The organism is Wolbachia endosymbiont (group B) of Melanargia galathea (genome assembly GCF_964030625.1).
Lineage (GTDB): Bacteria > Pseudomonadota > Alphaproteobacteria > Rickettsiales > Anaplasmataceae > Wolbachia.
The window spans coordinates 833,247-849,811 of sequence record NZ_OZ034910.1 but is presented as its reverse complement, the minus strand read 5'-3'; the positions used below and the strand labels follow the sequence as shown (position 1 = coordinate 849,811).

Below are 16,565 nucleotides of genomic sequence, written 5' to 3'. Positions count from 1 at the left end.
TCTTATTACCTGTTCTGGATCCCAGTGGGCTTTGTTGCACCACTCAAGGAAAGAACAGGCAGTTACTGATGGAATTTGTTATAAAATAGATATTTAGCCGACAAAGGAAAAATATGCCAATAAGAATGAAAGTCAGTAACTGCAATGAATATAACAAATTTCTTCAAGAAAGGGGAAATGTTTTTCATTATATCAACGATGCCATTGAAAATTGGTACGAAAATAGTCCAAAAGTAGCAGGTGGCAACAATGTCTACAGCGACAAAGTAGTGATTCTAATTCACATAATAACCTATCTATTCAGGATTGGTCTTAGGCAAACAGTGGGATTTATAGAGAAATATCTTGAGCAAATAGGGAAAATTTTGCAAATTATCAGCTATTCGCAGGCTTCAAGAAGGTTTAAAAAGCTTAATATCAAAATCAACGACTGCAGAGTTGATAAGAACGATATGGAAGATATTGAAATTGCTATAGATAGTACAGGTATCAGCATCTACAATAATATTCCAGGCCATAGTAAGGCAAATGGTACAGATAGAAAGTATCGCCGCTATGAGCAAACAAGAAAGCTACATGTAATGCTAGAGATAGGTAGTAAAAAAGTTATAGCTGCAAAATACAGTAGTGGAGTTTATTCCGACCACTATGGAGCCTGTGATCTTATTGAAAGAGTGGATACCAAGTATAACATAAGCACGATATATGCAGATAGGGCATATAATCGAAAGAAGTTATACAAACTGTGCGATGAGCTTGACATAAAGACAAGGATTCCTCCGCAAAATAATGCAGTAGAGCATCCAAAGTTGGATTATATGAATGAGAGAAATTCTACAATCAAGCTCATAAAGTCATATGATGAAGATGGTATGAAGAGGTGGAAAAAAGAGATAAATTATTGGAAGAGATCTTATATAGAAAGTTTTTTCTCGCGACTGAAGCAAATATTTGGATTTAGTTTTAGGAATAAATCTGAGATTAATCGTGAGAAGGAACTGCTACTCAAGTGTTATTTGCTTAACAAATTTACTGAAATAGGCATGGCTAAGTTTGATATAGCTTCATGAATTTATTATACATTACCCACTATCCGAAGAGCTGTGCAACAAAGCCATCCCAGTGTCAAGCTACTCGGATGACACTGAAGGGGTTACTCGAATGACAAGAATAAGGAGTACTGGGATGACAAGAAAGCACTGGTTTCATATGCATCTGATAAAAAAGATGATGTCATGCAAGTAGCTGACACTGGCATGGCTTTGTTGCACAGCTCTTCGGATAGTGGGTAATGTATAATAAATTCATGAAGCTATATCAAACTTAGCCATGCCTATTTCAGTAAATTTGTTAAGCAAATAACACTTGAGTAGCAGTTCCTTCTCACGATTAATCTCAGATTTATTCCTAAAACTAAATCCAAATATTTGCTTCAGTCGCGAGAAAAAACTTTCTATATAAGATCTCTTCCAATAATTTATCTCTTTTTTCCACCTCTTCATACCATCTTCATCATATGACTTTATGAGCTTGATTGTAGAATTTCTCTCATTCATATAATCCAACTTTGGATGCTCTACTGCATTATTTTGCGGAGGAATCCTTGTCTTTATGTCAAGCTCATCGCACAGTTTGTATAACTTCTTTCGATTATATGCCCTATCTGCATATATCGTGCTTATGTTATACTTGGTATCCACTCTTTCAATAAGATCACAGGCTCCATAGTGGTCGGAATAAACTCCACTACTGTATTTTGCAGCTATAACTTTTTTACTACCTATCTCTAGCATTACATGTAGCTTTCTTGTTTGCTCATAGCGGCGATACTTTCTATCTGTACCATTTGCCTTACTATGGCCTGGAATATTATTGTAGATGCTGATACCTGTACTATCTATAGCAATTTCAATATCTTCCATATCGTTCTTATCAACTCTGCAGTCGTTGATTTTGATATTAAGCTTTTTAAACCTTCTTGAAGCCTGCGAATAGCTGATAATTTGCAAAATTTTCCCTATTTGCTCAAGATATTTCTCTATAAATCCCACTGTTTGCCTAAGACCAATCCTGAATAGATAGGTTATTATGTGAATTAGAATCACTACTTTGTCGCTGTAGACATTGTTGCCACCTGCTACTTTTGGACTATTTTCGTACCAATTTTCAATGGCATCGTTGATATAATGAAAAACATTTCCCCTTTCTTGAAGAAATTTGTTATATTCATTGCAGTTACTGACTTTCATTCTTATTGGCATATTTTTCCTTTGTCGGCTAAATATCTATTTTATAACAAATTCCATCAGTAACTGCCTGTTCTTTCCTTGAGTGGTGCAACAAAGCCCACTGGCATCCAGTTTTTTTGTGCAATTCCGTCAAAAAAAGCGCTTTCGTGTTTACCAACTTAGTTAGATTCCAGTGTCAAGCTACTCGGATGACACCAAAGAGGCTATTTGAATCTAATTTACTATTCACAATCCCGGTTATTAGCTTATTTGAGTTGACTTTTCATCATAATTATGTAATAATTAAACATATTGTTTAATATTGAAGGTAGAATTATGACAGGAGGATATGAGTCACTGGAAAAAGTACTAAAGACGATTGAGGCTGAGAAAGATTTAAATCTCAATAATATAATTGAGAAAATAAAAACAGAACTAGAGGAACAGGATCAAGGTCTATATAAAAATTGGGAGGAAGGTAAATTTGATGTAAATTATGTATTTTCTCTCTTCTTCTGTGAGTGTACGTTATTAACGATAGCTGCTGAGAATGGTTACACAAATATAGTAAATGTTTTACTAGAAAAAGGAGCAGATGTTAATCGGAAAAATTGGTATGATATGACTCCTTTGCATTTAGCTGCTGGGAATGGTCACGTAGATATAGTAAACCTTTTACTAGAAAAAGAAGTAGTTGTTGATGAGAGAGATCATTCGGGTAATACTGTTTTGCATTTAGCTGCTAAGAATGGTCACGTAGATGTAGTAAAGGTTTTACTCGAAAAAGGAGCAAATGTTGATGAGAAAGGTTGGCGTGATGCGACTCCTTTGCATTTCGCTGCTGGGAATGGTCACAAAAAGACAGTAGAGGTTTTACTCAAAGCAGAAGCAAATGTTAATGCAGTAGATATTGAAGGGTGGACTCCTTTACATGTCGCTGCTCTTCATGGTCGAGCAAATATAGTAGGGGTTTTACTCGAAAAAGGAGCAAATGTTAATGAGAAAGGTTGGCGTGATGCGACTCCTTTGCATTTCGCTGCTAGGAATGGTCACGCAAGTGTAGTAGAGGTTTTACTAGCAAAAGGAGCAAATGTTGATGAGAAAGGTTGGCGTGATGCGACTCCTTTGCATTTCGCTGCTGGGAATGGTCACAAAAAGACAGTAGAGGTTTTACTCAAAGCAGAAGCAAATGTTAATGCAGTAGATATTGAAGGGTGGACTCCTTTACATGTCGCTGCTCTTCATGGTCGAGCAAATATAGTAGGGGTTTTACTCGAAAAAGGAGCAAATGTTAATGAGAAAGGTTGGCGTGATGCGACTCCTTTGCATTTCGCTGCTAGGAATGGTCACAAAAAGACAGTAGAGGTTTTAATCCAAGAAGGAGCAAATGTTAACGCAGTAGATCGATATGGAAAGACTCCTTTAGATTATGCTGAAGGTTATGCTAAGAATCAAGACGTAGTAAAAGCTCTATTAGACGCAAGAGGAGGTTCTTTTGTGAAAGCACGTAATAAGGCAATGATTGCTGGTGGAGTGAATACATTATTAGGCACTGCTATAGCAGTGGCACTTTTTACAACTGGAACAATTACAGCTCAGTTGATACCTATCGTTATAGCAGTGGTTGCAGTTACAGCAGCAGCACTGGTAGTTGGTTGTGCTACATATGAATTACTAAAGCCTAGTACTAAAGTTGATGGAGCAGAAAAACCAATTGTCAACTCAATAAATGAACAGCAGGGAGTTACTAGCATTTCTTCATATTAGAGCGCGTGACGCAGGTTCCTGGATCCCAGTACTGGGATGACAATGAAGGGGCTGCTTGAATAACAACGAAGGGTTATTTGGATAATAGCCGTACTTGATCTGGATCCCAGTGTCTAGGCACTGGGATGACAAGGGGGGATACTAGGATGACAACGAAGGTGCTGGAATGAAAGGAGTGTGAGATAAAGCTACTTGTATAACTGTTGCACATCCATAAACTCTTTCTCGTCTTGCATGCTGATGATAGTGTGAGTGTTGAGAGGTAAAGGGTCATTTCTATGTCCATGTCCTACCCCTTTTATTGTAAATACTGGAAAGTTAACACTTTTTGCAAACCTTTCTTTTACAATTTCAACAAGATTATCATTATAACAGTTAACAAAGTCACCGAATATTACTGCATCTACTCCATCAAAAATATGAGCTTGTTTTAGGTGATCTAGACTTCGCTCAATTGAATATGGATAAACTTTTATGTCTTCTAAAAATAGAATTTTGTTTTTTGCGTTTATTTGCCAAGCAGTTCCTATGCTATTTTCAACCAAAGTCATATTACCACCGATGATTTTAGACTCTAATTTGCCATTTTTTAGTCTAATGCCATTGTCGATCATTTTTAGGTTATCAAATCTGATAGAGTTGCGTTGCTTAAGAATTAACTCTTTTAATTTTTCAACAGAGGTTTCAGCAACAGAGTTATTTACTATCATTTCCAACATGGTACCGTGAAGAGTTTGCCAGTCATATTTAACTTGCAGATAAATATGTAAAGCAGTGATATCACTATAGCCTATAAGAATTTTTTTGTTTTGAGCAATTCTTTCTTTTTTATCATTGGGTAACTTTTCTAGATAGGGAATTAGCCGAGAAGCCCCTTCTCCTCCTCTGATACACCAAATTATTTTGCTATCATCAGTGAGCGCATTAACCAAATCATTCGCTCTAAACTCATCAGAGTTAGAATAAAATGGGTTGTCATTACTGTATATTTTCTCCGAAATGTGAGGATTAAAACCCAAAGTTTTTACGGATTCTTTTATAGTGGGCAGATCCGATTCTTTTCCCTTCGAAGAAGGAGCAATAATATCAACTTGATTTGCAGGATTAGTGAGTAAAAGGCATAGAAAATAAAGAATAAAGGAATACATTAAAATATCTTATGAAACTCTTGCTTTAATATATCATCTAATTCGCAAAGAGAAACTTTTACTCCTAGTTTTTCCATTGATGTAACGCCGTAATCTTTTAGTCCACAAGGAATAATACCCTCATAGTGGGAAAGGTTTGGAGAGACATTAAGCGCTATGCCGTGATAAGTTACCCATTTTCTCAAGCGAATGCCAAAAGCTGCTATTTTTTCTTCTACTCCGTTGTTGTTCACCCAAATGCCTATTCTATCTTCCTTAAATTCCCCAAGTATATTAAAGTGTTTTAAAACATTTATGATCCAATTACTTAGGTCTCTGATATATAGTTTTATGTCACATTTGTTTCTTTTTTTAAGATTTAGCATTAAATATATAATGCGCTGCCCTGGTCCGTGATATGTATATTTACCACCCCTACCTGTTTTATATATAGGAAATAATTTTTCAATAATGTCATCATCTGTTGCACCGATTCCTGCTGTGTAAAGTGGAGGGTGCTGGAGCAGCCATACTAGCTCATCAGACAAATTATTGTAAATTTGTTGAATTTTTGCTTCCATGAATTTTATAGCATGGTTATAATCAGTAAATTGGTTAGAGATTAGCCATTCTGTCATGTTCTATTTCTTTAGGTCTATCAATGTCATTCCAGCGCTTGACACTGGAATCCAGAAATTTAATTGTAGATAGCACACTGAACTGGTGAGCATAGTTGCTTTACGCTAAAAGGAACGTATTTGACTAAATTGTATAAAAAGATGGATCCTAGTGTCAAGCTACTTGGATGACAAATATGGGCTACTTGAATGGCACTATCGCAAACGAACTAGTGTCAGCTACTCAGATGATATCATTCTTGTAACACCAATTGATATAATTCAACTATAATTTTAATCTTTTAACAAATTTAATTTTTCAGGAGGCACATATGAATTTTAACATTTTTCAAAGAAAGAAAAGCAGTGAATACTCTGCTTTGCAACTAATGATGGAACCAAGTTGGAGTAGGCGTGATTATGTAAGTTTTGCTGAGGAAGGTTACATAAAAAATGTTATTGCCTTTCGAGCAATTAATATGATCGCAAGTGCTGCATCTTCGGTACCTTTTATTCTCTGCCAGCTTACTGACCAGGGAAAATCACAACTAAAAGCACATCCGTTACTGAAGTTACTTTATTCTCCTAATCCAATGACATCAAAATCAGAATTTATTGAGGGGATTGTAACTTATCGGTTAGTTAACGGCAATTCTTATATATTGATGATTGAGCTGCAGAACAAACCAACAGAGCTTTATCTTCTGCGCCCTGATAGAGTTGAAATTGTTCCGGGGAGAAGTAACGTTCCTTATGCCTATCGTTATACCGTAAATAACAACAGTTATGACTTTAAAGTTGATAAATTGACTGGGCGTTCAACAGTACTGCATCTTAAAACCTTTAACCCTTTGAATGATTGGTATGGACTTTCACCAATTGAGGCAGCTGCATATAGTATAGATCAGCATAATCAGGCTGGTGCTTGGAATCAGGCAATGCTGCAAAATGGAGCAAGACCAAGTGGTGCAATAGTTGTGAAATCAGAAAAGGATGGAAGCGTTGGAAACTTAAGTCAAGAGCAGTACCAACGCTTAAAAGCGCAGATAAATGATCATTACTCAGGTCCTGTCAACGCTGGAAGACCGATATTACTTGAAGGAGGTTTAGAGTGGAAGGAAATGAGCTTATCACCGAGGGATATGGATTTTATTGAGTCAAAACATAGCTCAGCTCGTGATATTGCGCTAGCTTTTGGCGTTCCGCCGCAGTTGCTTGGCATACCGGGTGATAACACTTACAGTAATTTAGTTGAAGCACGTCTTTCCCTTTGGGAACAGACGATTTTACCAACGCTAGAAAATATTATCTGTCACCTGAATTCTTGGCTAGTGCCCAAGTTTGGCAAAGATTTATGTTTGTCATATGATAAAGACGCGATAGAAATTCTAATGGAGAAAAGACAAAAGATGTGGAAATACGTGCAAAACGCAAGCTTCATGACGCTCAATGAAAAAAGAGAAGCTTTTGGCTTGCAACCGTTACCCGGTGGTGATAAGTTGAATTGATGTTTATATAGTATAGATATTTATACTAAGCTGTAAGAAATTAGAGGTATTTTATGTATCAAGAACAAGAAAATTCAGTAAGTAATTCTCGATTGACTCTTCCTCATATGGAATTATCGTTGAGAGCCAAACAAGATACTAATCCAACAGATAATGAAGGTCTTGTCCCTTTACATTATGCTGCTTGCGGAAATCGCTTAGAGCAAGTGAAATTATTGCTTAAAAACGGAGCAAATGTTAATGCATTGGATAATTATGGTTTTACTCCTTTACATTATGCTGCTTCCATAAATTGTAAAGAGGAGGTGGAATTATTGCTTAAAAACGGAGCAGATATTGATGTAAGAAATCATTTCGGTGCTACTCCTTTATATTTAGCTGTTCAGGGAGGCCATGAGAATGTGGTAAAATTATTGCTTAAAAACGGAGCAAATATTAATATAGCAGATAATTCTAGCAAGACTGTTTTACATTTATCTGTTCTCAAAGGCCACACAGAGATAACAAAGTTATTGCTTGGAGATATGGAGACTCCAAGTACAAGCTGCATCGATATAAGCATTGAAGAGTTACAAGTAACTAGTAAGTCTTATTATTAGAGGGTAGATGAAGTTTACTATCTCCTAAATCGTATCTGTTCAGATTCATGTGAAATCAGTCCTTTTTTTCTTGTCATGAAAGTAGCTGACACTGGGATGGCTTTGTTGCACAGCTCTTCGGATAGTGGGTAATGTATAATAAATTCATGAAGCTATATCAAACTTAGCCATGCCTATTTCAGTAAATTTGTTAAGCAAATAACACTTGAGTAGCAGTTCCTTCTCACGATTAATCTCAGATTTATTCCTAAAACTAAATCCAAATATTTGCTTCAGTCGCGAGAAAAAACTTTCTATATAAGATCTCTTCCAATAATTTATCTCTTTTTTCCACCTCTTCATACCATCTTCATCATATGACTTTATGAGCTTGATTGTAGAATTTCTCTCATTCATATAATCCAACTTTGGATGCTCTACTGCATTATTTTGCGGAGGAATCCTTGTCTTTATGTCAAGCTCATCGCACAGTTTGTATAACTTCTTTCGATTATATGCCCTATCTGCATATATCGTGCTTATGTTATACTTGGTATCCACTCTTTCAATAAGATCACAGGCTCCATAGTGGTCGGAATAAACTCCACTACTGTATTTTGCAGCTATAACTTTTTTACTACCTATCTCTAGCATTACATGTAGCTTTCTTGTTTGCTCATAGCGGCGATACTTTCTATCTGTACCATTTGCCTTACTATGGCCTGGAATATTATTGTAGATGCTGATACCTGTACTATCTATAGCAATTTCAATATCTTCCATATCGTTCTTATCAACTCTGCAGTCGTTGATTTTGATATTAAGCTTTTTAAACCTTCTTGAAGCCTGCGAATAGCTGATAATTTGCAAAATTTTCCCTATTTGCTCAAGATATTTCTCTATAAATCCCACTGTTTGCCTAAGACCAATCCTGAATAGATAGGTTATTATGTGAATTAGAATCACTACTTTGTCGCTGTAGACATTGTTGCCACCTGCTACTTTTGGACTATTTTCGTACCAATTTTCAATGGCATCGTTGATATAATGAAAAACATTTCCCCTTTCTTGAAGAAATTTGTTATATTCATTGCAGTTACTGACTTTCATTCTTATTGGCATATTTTTCCTTTGTCGGCTAAATATCTATTTTATAACAAATTCCATCAGTAACTGCCTGTTCTTTCCTTGAGTGGTGCAACAAAGCCCACTGGGATCCAGTTTGACGAAAGCGCTCTACAACGTTTTTTGTGAAAAAGCCAGTGTCAGGCACTGACCATTTGTTGCTACGTTTTTGTCTATCTTATTTTGCCACCCTGCTGAACGGATACCCTAAATCATGTAGCTAAATGAGTTAACTATTTTTCTTGCTAACTAAGGTGTTGTAAATTTGGTCTACATCAAAACTCATCTTAGGGCACCAAATAGGGCCATCTAAGTGTGCCTCGATATAAAGAGGACTATTATGATTTGGTAGTATGAAAAAGAGTCTGAATATAGAAGTTAAGGAGAACTTAGATAAGATTAAATTAGAAGAGATAGAACCTGATGCTTGATCGATACTAAACTGTGAACTAGTTGAACATACACCACTGTTAATACTTACTTTTCCATTAATATTTTCAAAAAGCGTACTGCCATTATATATATCAACGTAAGCAAGCTTGGAAATTTCAGGTTTATTCTTACTGCTTAACAACTTAGTGATGAATGAATTAAAATCCACATTTGTAAACTCTATTTTCTGTGCTTGAAAGTTTACATTTCCTGATAAGTTACTAGCCCAATCATCAAAGCTTGTCCCTTGAGTTTTGATTTCACCACTTAAGCTTATCTTGCCATTTATGTTATTAACTCCTATAACTTCCTTGGTGTCCAAATTTGCAATAGAAAATTTTATGTGAATTGAGCCTGCTTTTAGATAACCCTGAAAAAACATTTGTCCATGTTCTAGTATGTAACTTATCTTTTTGATAGTGATAGTGCTGTTTCTTATCACTGTATCCAAGTTAAAATCTTTTAAGACGTTTTGCCCAATTTTAAATTCTGTAGTTTTGATTTGCACGTTTGCATCAAAATCTCCTTTCTCATCTAAAAAATTAAGCTGCTTTGTTGACCATTGAATTTGATTTATTTCATTTCTTGAGTTTCTTTTTACCTCTAATAGTTTTGGTAATTTAAAGATATTTCCATTAAATTTATTACCTGTAAGGTTTATGTCTAATAAAGGCTTAGTGTATTTTTGATCCACTAATATTTTTACACTACCGGTAATGTCGAAATTTTCTCCGAATAACTTTATTTTATCTGCAACTAGCTTGTTCTCTTGTATTTTTAATGAAAAATCCAAATCTTCAATTTTTGTACCATTGAATATAGAATCTTTAACACTAGTTCTTATATTTACATCATATTTAATATTTTTCAGCCATTGCACTTTGCTGAATAATGAATAATCATATTTATCTATATTAATGTTATGTATGCTAAATTTACTATCGATCATATTGTGTTTTTTTGTGTGATTTACCTTAATTGATCCTTGCCAAGATTCTTTGTTATTTAGCAATCTGATATCTGAAAGAGATAATATTCTAGGTGCTAAATATAGTTTAGAACTTGCTGTAAATTGACTTTTCTCTCTTTCTTGCATCTTGATAGAAGGTAAAATATGTGAAATGAACGACTCACCCTTTATCAATATATCACCATTAAATTCAGACAAGTTGCCATTGTTTGAAACTTTTCCTGATAAGCGAGATATATTATTGGTTCCAGGAAACTGAAGAAGAGTATCAACGTTTATTTCGCCATTAGCAAATTTTAGCGTAGCATGAAATTTGTCCAATATCCTGTTTTGATATTGAATATTTGAAGCTTCCATATTAAAATCCAAGCTCAGGTTCTTTGGCACAACCTCTCTAAAAGATTCTAAAAGACCCTTCATATCTGTTGTTTTGTGTGAGCCGTTTTTTAGGTCGACTTTACTAAAACTAATATTGATATTAGTATGATCACTTTTTCTATCATTTTGTATTATACCAGTGCCTTGCATGCTTTTGGACTCAATTTTTAAATCAGTTGCCGTAAACTCGCTTTCATTGAGATTGATATTGGATGATATCTCAATATTTTCGCTGGGAATCACATAAGAAAGGAAGCTAAGATTAATGATTTTTGCCAAGCCGCTCATAGAATCAGAATTATTATTAATCGTCAATACTAAATTGCCCTTGAGCTCTTCTTGATTTCTATTACCTTTAAATAGCAAATTTGCAAAATTTGAATCAACACTAATGTGTACATTATTTTTTGTGACATTAACCTTTCCAGAAAAATCGTAATTGTTGTCACCAATCTGTACTTCACCAAAAAACTGCTTATTTTTTTTTATAGCAACTTCCTTGATATTAATAGTATCGGCGTTAAAACTTATTTGGCTGTCCTTTATTAATATATCAACTATATTATCATTGGCTTTCGTATTTATAATATTAAGTAAATTTTCTTTGTTGCTTTTCATGCCCAAAAATGAGATTGACTTTGGTTGCAATGAAAATGAAAACAACGATGGCCTTATTTCAATTTTTTTTGCACTAATTAAATCTGATAATTTTTGCTCCTTGTTTTTGTTGTATTGTACATATACATTGTGAATAGTAAGTTTTGGAGTAATGAGCGAAACTTCAATTTTTCTTCCAACATGTACTTTAGCATCATACGTCTTCTCTAACTCTTTTACGATATATTCTCTGTAGCCACTCCAATCCTTAAAAGTTGCAGCAACGTGCATGAGAATTAATAGCAACGAGATTGATAATATGGCGTATAAAGAAAGTTTCATAATAGACCTCTCATTCCAGCATCCCTTCTCTTCTTGTCATCCCAGTTTGGGATCCAGGAAATTTGATTAGACATTAAGTTAATTAGCAAAAAAGTAGCTATTCTTATGTTAAAGCACAGCATTTTTACATGAGAAGCTGGTCTGATGAGCACTGGGTTCCCAGTGGAAATTGCTCTCAAACCACAACACTTATACAGTTGTGTGTGTGACACTGTGATCCAGTGTGACTTAAATAAGGTTTTCCAGATTATATAATCAACAAAATTTCTGGATCCCAGTGCTTGACACTGGGATGACAGGAATAGGTTATGGGATGAAAGAAGTGGATATTGGAATAGTAGCTGAAATGACATATAGCAATACAAAGGGTGTAATTTACACATATTTCAAATTATTCAAATTTCCTCTAAAAATCAGGTAAAGAGTGCTAGAATAAATAATAACACTCAAAGCTATTAAAGTTACTAAATAAACAATACGAGCTAGCCCTCTATCGAAAAACAACCCTGCTGATAAGTAATTAGAGAGATAAAGAACTATTGACATAACCAATGTTGCAGTGAGAATTTTTACAATATTTAGTAATAATGCTTGGCTAAGCTTATACATCTTATTTATTGTTAAATAATTAATCAATAAAATAGAATTTATCCAAGTGGAAATGGAAGTAGCAATAGCAATTCCTATATGTTGGTATTTGTTCATTAATAGGAGATTTAGTATTACGTTAATTCCAAGGCACGTTAATGAGAACATAGTTGGTATTTTTAGCTTTCCCCTAGCAAAGAATGTGGGTAGCAATACTTTATTTATAATAAATGCGGGTAAAGAAAGAGAAAATGCTACTAATGTAGGAACAGTTTGCTGCACTGCATAATAATCAAATCGGCCGTAAGAAAAAAGCGTAAGTAAAATCATGTCAGGAATAATGATAAAAGCAGCAGTTATTGGCATAATTAATATTAACCCTATATTAAGGGCCTTGTTCTGTATTTTGACTATATTCTCAGTATCATTTATTCGTTTTGAAATCATAGGAAGAAGTACTGTACCAATTGCAGTGCCAATTACTCCTTGCGGTAGTTGATTTAGTCTATCGGCATAATATATATAAGAAACTGCATTTGGTATAAAACTCGCCATGATTGTGTCAATCCATACACTTATTTGTATTACACAATTGTTGATAATTGCAGGTATTACACGCTTGAAAAACAACTTCACTTCGTTACTTAATTCTAAACTAAAAGAAAAGAAAGCCTTTAATTTGTATGCACTAAATATTATTAAAAGTAGCTGCAAAATCCCTCCAATCAGGACGGCTATAGAAAGGTTATGAGCCGGTGTTTCAATGTAAGGTAAAAACAAACTGATGATTAAACAGAGGTTCAAAATGATTGGTGAAATAGCTGTTGAAGCAAAATGCTGTTTTACTTGCAACATTCCACCAATAAGTGATGCGATTGACACGAAGATTATGTAGGGCATCATAATTTTCGACAAAGTTACAGTAAAGGTAAATTTATTTTGGTCAAATCCAGGAGTGAAGATTTTGATCATGTAAGGGAAGAAGGTTTGTGTGATAAGGCAAAAAATTACTAGAATAATAAACGTAATGGATATTACACTACTTGCGAAATTAAATGCCTTTTTATTATCATATGACTCTGCAGAGTATAATGGTATGAATGAGGTAGTAAATGCCCCCTCTGCAAAAAACGATCGAAATAAATTAGCAAAGCGAAACGAGGAAAAGAATATATCTGCAAGAGAGGTTGCACCAATAACCGTAGCAATCAATACATCTCTTATTAGCCCTGAGATTCTTGAAATAGCTGTAAAAAAACTAAATGTGAAAATACTTTTAAACATATCATGGTGTCAATACGATTGAGTATAATGATAAAAGCATGAATGAAAATATTTAAAACCCTCTGCAAAAGGAGGTAACTTAAATAATTAATTGACTATTTGTGCTCGTATGTTAAAAATTTTATATCTTGGCGGGCGTAGCTCAGTTGGTAGAGCGTCAGTTTGTGGTACTGAATGTCGCCAGTTCAATCCTGGTCGCTCGCCCCACTCAAAATTTTCACTTTACATAAATATAAACATTAGATATTTTTGCACGGCCGTTAGCATTCCTTGTTGCTCTAGTATTTAGATGGTGGAGGGGAAGTTTGCAATTTAGAGTAAAAATGATGCCTATTAATTAGTGAGAGGGATTGTATGTATATTTGTTTGTTAGCTTATAGTATAGTGTCAGCACTAGGAATATTAGCTTGGTGGTTGAGTTTTGACACTTCATCACCTTTAGCCATAGGTGCAATTGCTGGTTCTATGGCTCTAGCATTGATTGCGGTTTTGCACGTAGGATGTTTGCTATATAAGTTTTGCAAAAGAGATCCTATTGAGGAAGATCATGGAAAAATAGCAATTTTTTTGGGTATGGCTATACCTATAAGTACTATGATTGGGGCAGTGCTTAATGCAAGTGTGATTGCTGTTCTTCCTAACCCAGTAGTAACAGTGATTATCTTAGTAAGTGCAATAACAGGGCTAATAGCAACAATTATGGGGGTTTATGTAGCCACATCTTTAGTGCATTGTGCAGATGAAGCAGCAATTACATTTGCAGCAAGTGCAACTTCGATTACAGATTCTACATTTGTTAGAATATCTCAGGAAGAAGAAGTGGATGAGCGTATTACCTCTCCTACAGTTGAAAAAGTTTCTTCTGTAAAAGAGACGATAATTTGAGCTAAGTTAGTTTGTAACACTGGAATCTGTAAAATTTGACATCAATCACTGATAGTTGGAATATTATAGATTAGGAATTACTCAAGAAGATGCATAAGTACGACGTAGTGGTAGTAGGTGGCGGTCATGCCGGGTGTGAAGCAGCTACAGCTGCAGCACGTCTTGGTGCAAGCACGCTACTTATAACTCACAAAATTTCAACTATAGGAGAGATGTCTTGTAATCCAGCAATTGGAGGAGTTGCAAAGGGTGTTGTAGTTAGAGAAGTAGACGCCCTTGATGGAATAATGGGGAGAGCTATCGACCGAGCAAGCATACACTCGGTCGTTTTAAATGGCAGCAGAGGCGCAGCAGTATGGGGCCCACGTGCACAAGCAGACCGAAAATTATACAAAAAAGCAATACAGGAAATTATTCTAAATTATAACAACTTGACAGTAAAAGAAGAGTCAGTTGACGATTTTCTTATCGAAAGTGATAGCAATGGAGAATCTTATATAAAAGCTGTAATAACAGACTCAGGTGAACGTATACTGACAAGCAGAGTTGTTTTGACTACAGGGACTTTTTTACGTGGTGTGATTCATATAGGAGAGCAAACAACTCCTTCTGGAAGAATAGGAGATAAACCTGCAATAGAGCTTGCAAACACGCTAAAGAAGTATGATTTTAAACTGGGCAGGTTACGTACCGGAACTCCACCGAGGCTTGATCGTGGCACTATAAACTGGTCGGTATTACAAGAACAAGTGGGTGACAATCCACCTACACCATTTTCTTATCTTACAGAGAAAATTAACCAGCCTCAGGTTTCATGTTTTATTACTCATACTAATGAACATACACACAGAGTAATTCGAGAGAATCTTCACAGATCAGCTTCTTCATATTTAGATAACGTTATTGCACCAAGATACTGCCCATCAATTGAAACTAAAGTTAAAAAATTTGCAGAAAAAAATAATCACCAAATATTTCTAGAACCAGAAGGGATTGATGATAACACTATATATCCAAATGGAATTTCAAATTCATTGCCCATCGAAGTGCAGTATGAAATGATAAAGAGTATAAAAGGGCTTGAAAATGCAGAAATATTAAGACCTGGATATGCAGTTGAATACGATTATATCGATCCACGAGAGCTATTTCATACTCTCGAAACTAAGAAAGTTAAAGGACTATATTTTGCTGGTCAAATTAATGGTACCACTGGATATGAAGAAGCAGCTGGGCAGGGAATTATTGCCGGAATCAATGCAGCACTCTCTTTATCTCAAAAAAGTTTTGTTCTTCATCGTACAGACTCATATATCGGTGTAATGATAGACGACTTGGTCACTAAGGGAATTACCGAGCCTTACAGATTATTTACCTCGCGTGCAGAATATAGACTGGCAATCAGGTCAGATAATGCAGATAGAAGATTGACACAAAAAGGTTATGACATCTCTCTTGTGTCGCATGAGAGATACTCTGTTTTGCAGGGTAAACTTAAATCCATTAAGCAACTTGAGGAGAAATTAGAGAGCCTAACAATTACTCCTGAGCAGCTCAGGTCCTATGGCATTAAAATATCTTATGATGGAATAAGAAAAACAGCATTAGATTTGCTCGGTTATCCAAATATTGACTGGAATAAATTACGAGAAATATGGCCAGAGTTAAACATGGGTTCCAGTGTCAGCTACTTGCATAACGCCAAAGCACCTCTTCCTGTCATCCAAGTAGCTGACACTGGGATCCAGTACTTGAATGATGATGGAATGGATGCAGTTGACACTGAAAAAAATGTAGATTCCAGCGTCATGTGCTGGAATAACACTATAACTGATAGCATAGCCAAGAATGAAATATATGAAGCAGTTGCAATTGAAGCAAAATACAAGCCTTATTTAGTAAGACAAGAAGCAGATATGAAGTTTCTACAAGAGGAAGTTAATACTCAAATTCCAACTAATTTCAACTACTCACAGATTAAAGGCTTGTCAACTGAAGTGATAGAAAAGTTGCAGTCAATAAAGCCAGCAACAATTGGTATTGCGAAGCAAATACAAGGTATCACTCCAGCAGCGATAGTTAGCATATTAGTGTACCTTAGGAATAAGAAAACGAAAATAGCTGCTAATTCTGCGTAAC

The 16,565-nt window shown here is 35.2% G+C and carries 12 protein-coding genes and 1 tRNA gene; 7 read left to right on the top strand and 6 right to left on the bottom strand.

The window, feature by feature from the left end:
* The first annotated feature begins 113 nt into the window (after positions 1 to 113).
* Positions 114 to 1,070 (top strand): IS5 family transposase, encoded by a 957-nt coding sequence (locus AAHF52_RS03730; protein WP_213863789.1) that lies wholly within the window; start codon positions 114 to 116, stop codon positions 1,068 to 1,070.
* A 234-nt stretch (positions 1,071 to 1,304) separates the two neighbouring features.
* Here the strand turns inward: AAHF52_RS03730 and AAHF52_RS03725 are convergent, their stop codons facing one another.
* Complete coding sequence (locus AAHF52_RS03725; protein WP_213863789.1) at positions 1,305 to 2,261, bottom strand: IS5 family transposase; 957 nt, start codon at positions 2,259 to 2,261, stop codon at positions 1,305 to 1,307.
* A 303-nt stretch (positions 2,262 to 2,564) separates the two neighbouring features.
* Here AAHF52_RS03725 and AAHF52_RS03720 point away from each other — a divergent pair, with 303 nt between their 5' ends.
* The gene (locus AAHF52_RS03720; RefSeq protein WP_264376619.1) at positions 2,565 to 3,995 is read left to right on the top strand and encodes an ankyrin repeat domain-containing protein; all 1,431 of its coding nucleotides are present in this window, start codon (positions 2,565 to 2,567) and stop codon (positions 3,993 to 3,995) included.
* Positions 3,996 to 4,183: 188 nt separating this feature from the next.
* Here the strand turns inward: AAHF52_RS03720 and AAHF52_RS03715 are convergent, their stop codons facing one another.
* Entirely contained in the window at positions 4,184 to 5,143 is a 960-nt protein-coding gene (locus tag AAHF52_RS03715; protein WP_052264793.1) for an LD-carboxypeptidase, read from the bottom strand.
* Positions 5,143 to 5,760, bottom strand: a complete 618-nt coding sequence (gene lipB, locus AAHF52_RS03710) for a lipoyl(octanoyl) transferase LipB (RefSeq protein ID WP_052264792.1) — start codon at positions 5,758 to 5,760, stop codon at positions 5,143 to 5,145. Before lipB ends, AAHF52_RS03715 begins: the two co-directional genes overlap by 1 nt.
* Before the next feature lie 311 nt (positions 5,761 to 6,071).
* Between lipB and AAHF52_RS03705 the strand changes: the two genes are divergently transcribed.
* Complete coding sequence (locus AAHF52_RS03705) at positions 6,072 to 7,247, top strand: phage portal protein (RefSeq protein ID WP_007302071.1); 1,176 nt, start codon at positions 6,072 to 6,074, stop codon at positions 7,245 to 7,247.
* Positions 7,248 to 7,300: 53 nt separating this feature from the next.
* Positions 7,301 to 7,846 (top strand): ankyrin repeat domain-containing protein, encoded by a 546-nt coding sequence (locus AAHF52_RS03700; protein WP_007302070.1) that lies wholly within the window; start codon positions 7,301 to 7,303, stop codon positions 7,844 to 7,846.
* A gap of 144 nt (positions 7,847 to 7,990) precedes the next feature.
* Here AAHF52_RS03700 and AAHF52_RS03695 read toward each other — a convergent pair whose 3' ends face one another.
* From AAHF52_RS03695 to murJ, 3 genes are all read right to left on the bottom strand, one after another.
* Entirely contained in the window at positions 7,991 to 8,947 is a 957-nt protein-coding gene (locus AAHF52_RS03695; protein ID WP_213863789.1) for an IS5 family transposase, read from the bottom strand.
* 232 nt (positions 8,948 to 9,179) lie between these two features.
* Positions 9,180 to 11,669 (bottom strand): AsmA-like C-terminal region-containing protein, encoded by a 2,490-nt coding sequence (locus tag AAHF52_RS03690; RefSeq protein WP_342068372.1) that lies wholly within the window; start codon positions 11,667 to 11,669, stop codon positions 9,180 to 9,182.
* A gap of 375 nt (positions 11,670 to 12,044) precedes the next feature.
* Positions 12,045 to 13,541: a murein biosynthesis integral membrane protein MurJ gene (murJ, locus tag AAHF52_RS03685; RefSeq protein WP_026097235.1), complete on the bottom strand. Its 1,497-nt coding sequence runs from the start codon at positions 13,539 to 13,541 to the stop codon at positions 12,045 to 12,047.
* Between the two features lie 131 nt (positions 13,542 to 13,672).
* On the opposite strand from murJ, the gene AAHF52_RS03680 reads away from it, so the two are divergent.
* The 3 genes from AAHF52_RS03680 (at position 13,673) to mnmG (ending at position 16,564) form a co-directional block, all read left to right on the top strand.
* Positions 13,673 to 13,748 (top strand) — tRNA-His (locus tag AAHF52_RS03680).
* A gap of 147 nt (positions 13,749 to 13,895) precedes the next feature.
* Entirely contained in the window at positions 13,896 to 14,426 is a 531-nt protein-coding gene (locus tag AAHF52_RS03675; protein WP_007302066.1) for a hypothetical protein, read from the top strand.
* Between the two features lie 89 nt (positions 14,427 to 14,515).
* Complete coding sequence (mnmG, locus tag AAHF52_RS03670; RefSeq protein WP_007302065.1) at positions 14,516 to 16,564, top strand: tRNA uridine-5-carboxymethylaminomethyl(34) synthesis enzyme MnmG; 2,049 nt, start codon at positions 14,516 to 14,518, stop codon at positions 16,562 to 16,564.
* The last annotated feature ends 1 nt before the right edge of the window (position 16,565 follow it).

What these genes read in the sequence shown, in the direction of transcription:
- AAHF52_RS03730 (WP_213863789.1), top strand. Translation starts at nt 114, where the DNA reads ATGCCAATAAGAATGAAAGTCAGTAACTGCAATGAATATAACAAATTT.
- AAHF52_RS03725 (WP_213863789.1), bottom strand. Translation starts at nt 2,261, where the DNA reads ATGCCAATAAGAATGAAAGTCAGTAACTGCAATGAATATAACAAATTT.
- AAHF52_RS03720 (WP_264376619.1), top strand. Translation starts at nt 2,565, where the DNA reads ATGACAGGAGGATATGAGTCACTGGAAAAAGTACTAAAGACGATTGAG.
- AAHF52_RS03715 (WP_052264793.1), bottom strand. Translation starts at nt 5,143, where the DNA reads ATGTATTCCTTTATTCTTTATTTTCTATGCCTTTTACTCACTAATCCT.
- lipB (WP_052264792.1), bottom strand. Translation starts at nt 5,760, where the DNA reads ATGACAGAATGGCTAATCTCTAACCAATTTACTGATTATAACCATGCT.
- AAHF52_RS03705 (WP_007302071.1), top strand. Translation starts at nt 6,072, where the DNA reads ATGAATTTTAACATTTTTCAAAGAAAGAAAAGCAGTGAATACTCTGCT.
- AAHF52_RS03700 (WP_007302070.1), top strand. Translation starts at nt 7,301, where the DNA reads ATGTATCAAGAACAAGAAAATTCAGTAAGTAATTCTCGATTGACTCTT.
- AAHF52_RS03695 (WP_213863789.1), bottom strand. Translation starts at nt 8,947, where the DNA reads ATGCCAATAAGAATGAAAGTCAGTAACTGCAATGAATATAACAAATTT.
- AAHF52_RS03690 (WP_342068372.1), bottom strand. Translation starts at nt 11,669, where the DNA reads ATGAAACTTTCTTTATACGCCATATTATCAATCTCGTTGCTATTAATT.
- murJ (WP_026097235.1), bottom strand. Translation starts at nt 13,541, where the DNA reads ATGTTTAAAAGTATTTTCACATTTAGTTTTTTTACAGCTATTTCAAGA.
- AAHF52_RS03675 (WP_007302066.1), top strand. Translation starts at nt 13,896, where the DNA reads ATGTATATTTGTTTGTTAGCTTATAGTATAGTGTCAGCACTAGGAATA.
- mnmG (WP_007302065.1), top strand. Translation starts at nt 14,516, where the DNA reads ATGCATAAGTACGACGTAGTGGTAGTAGGTGGCGGTCATGCCGGGTGT.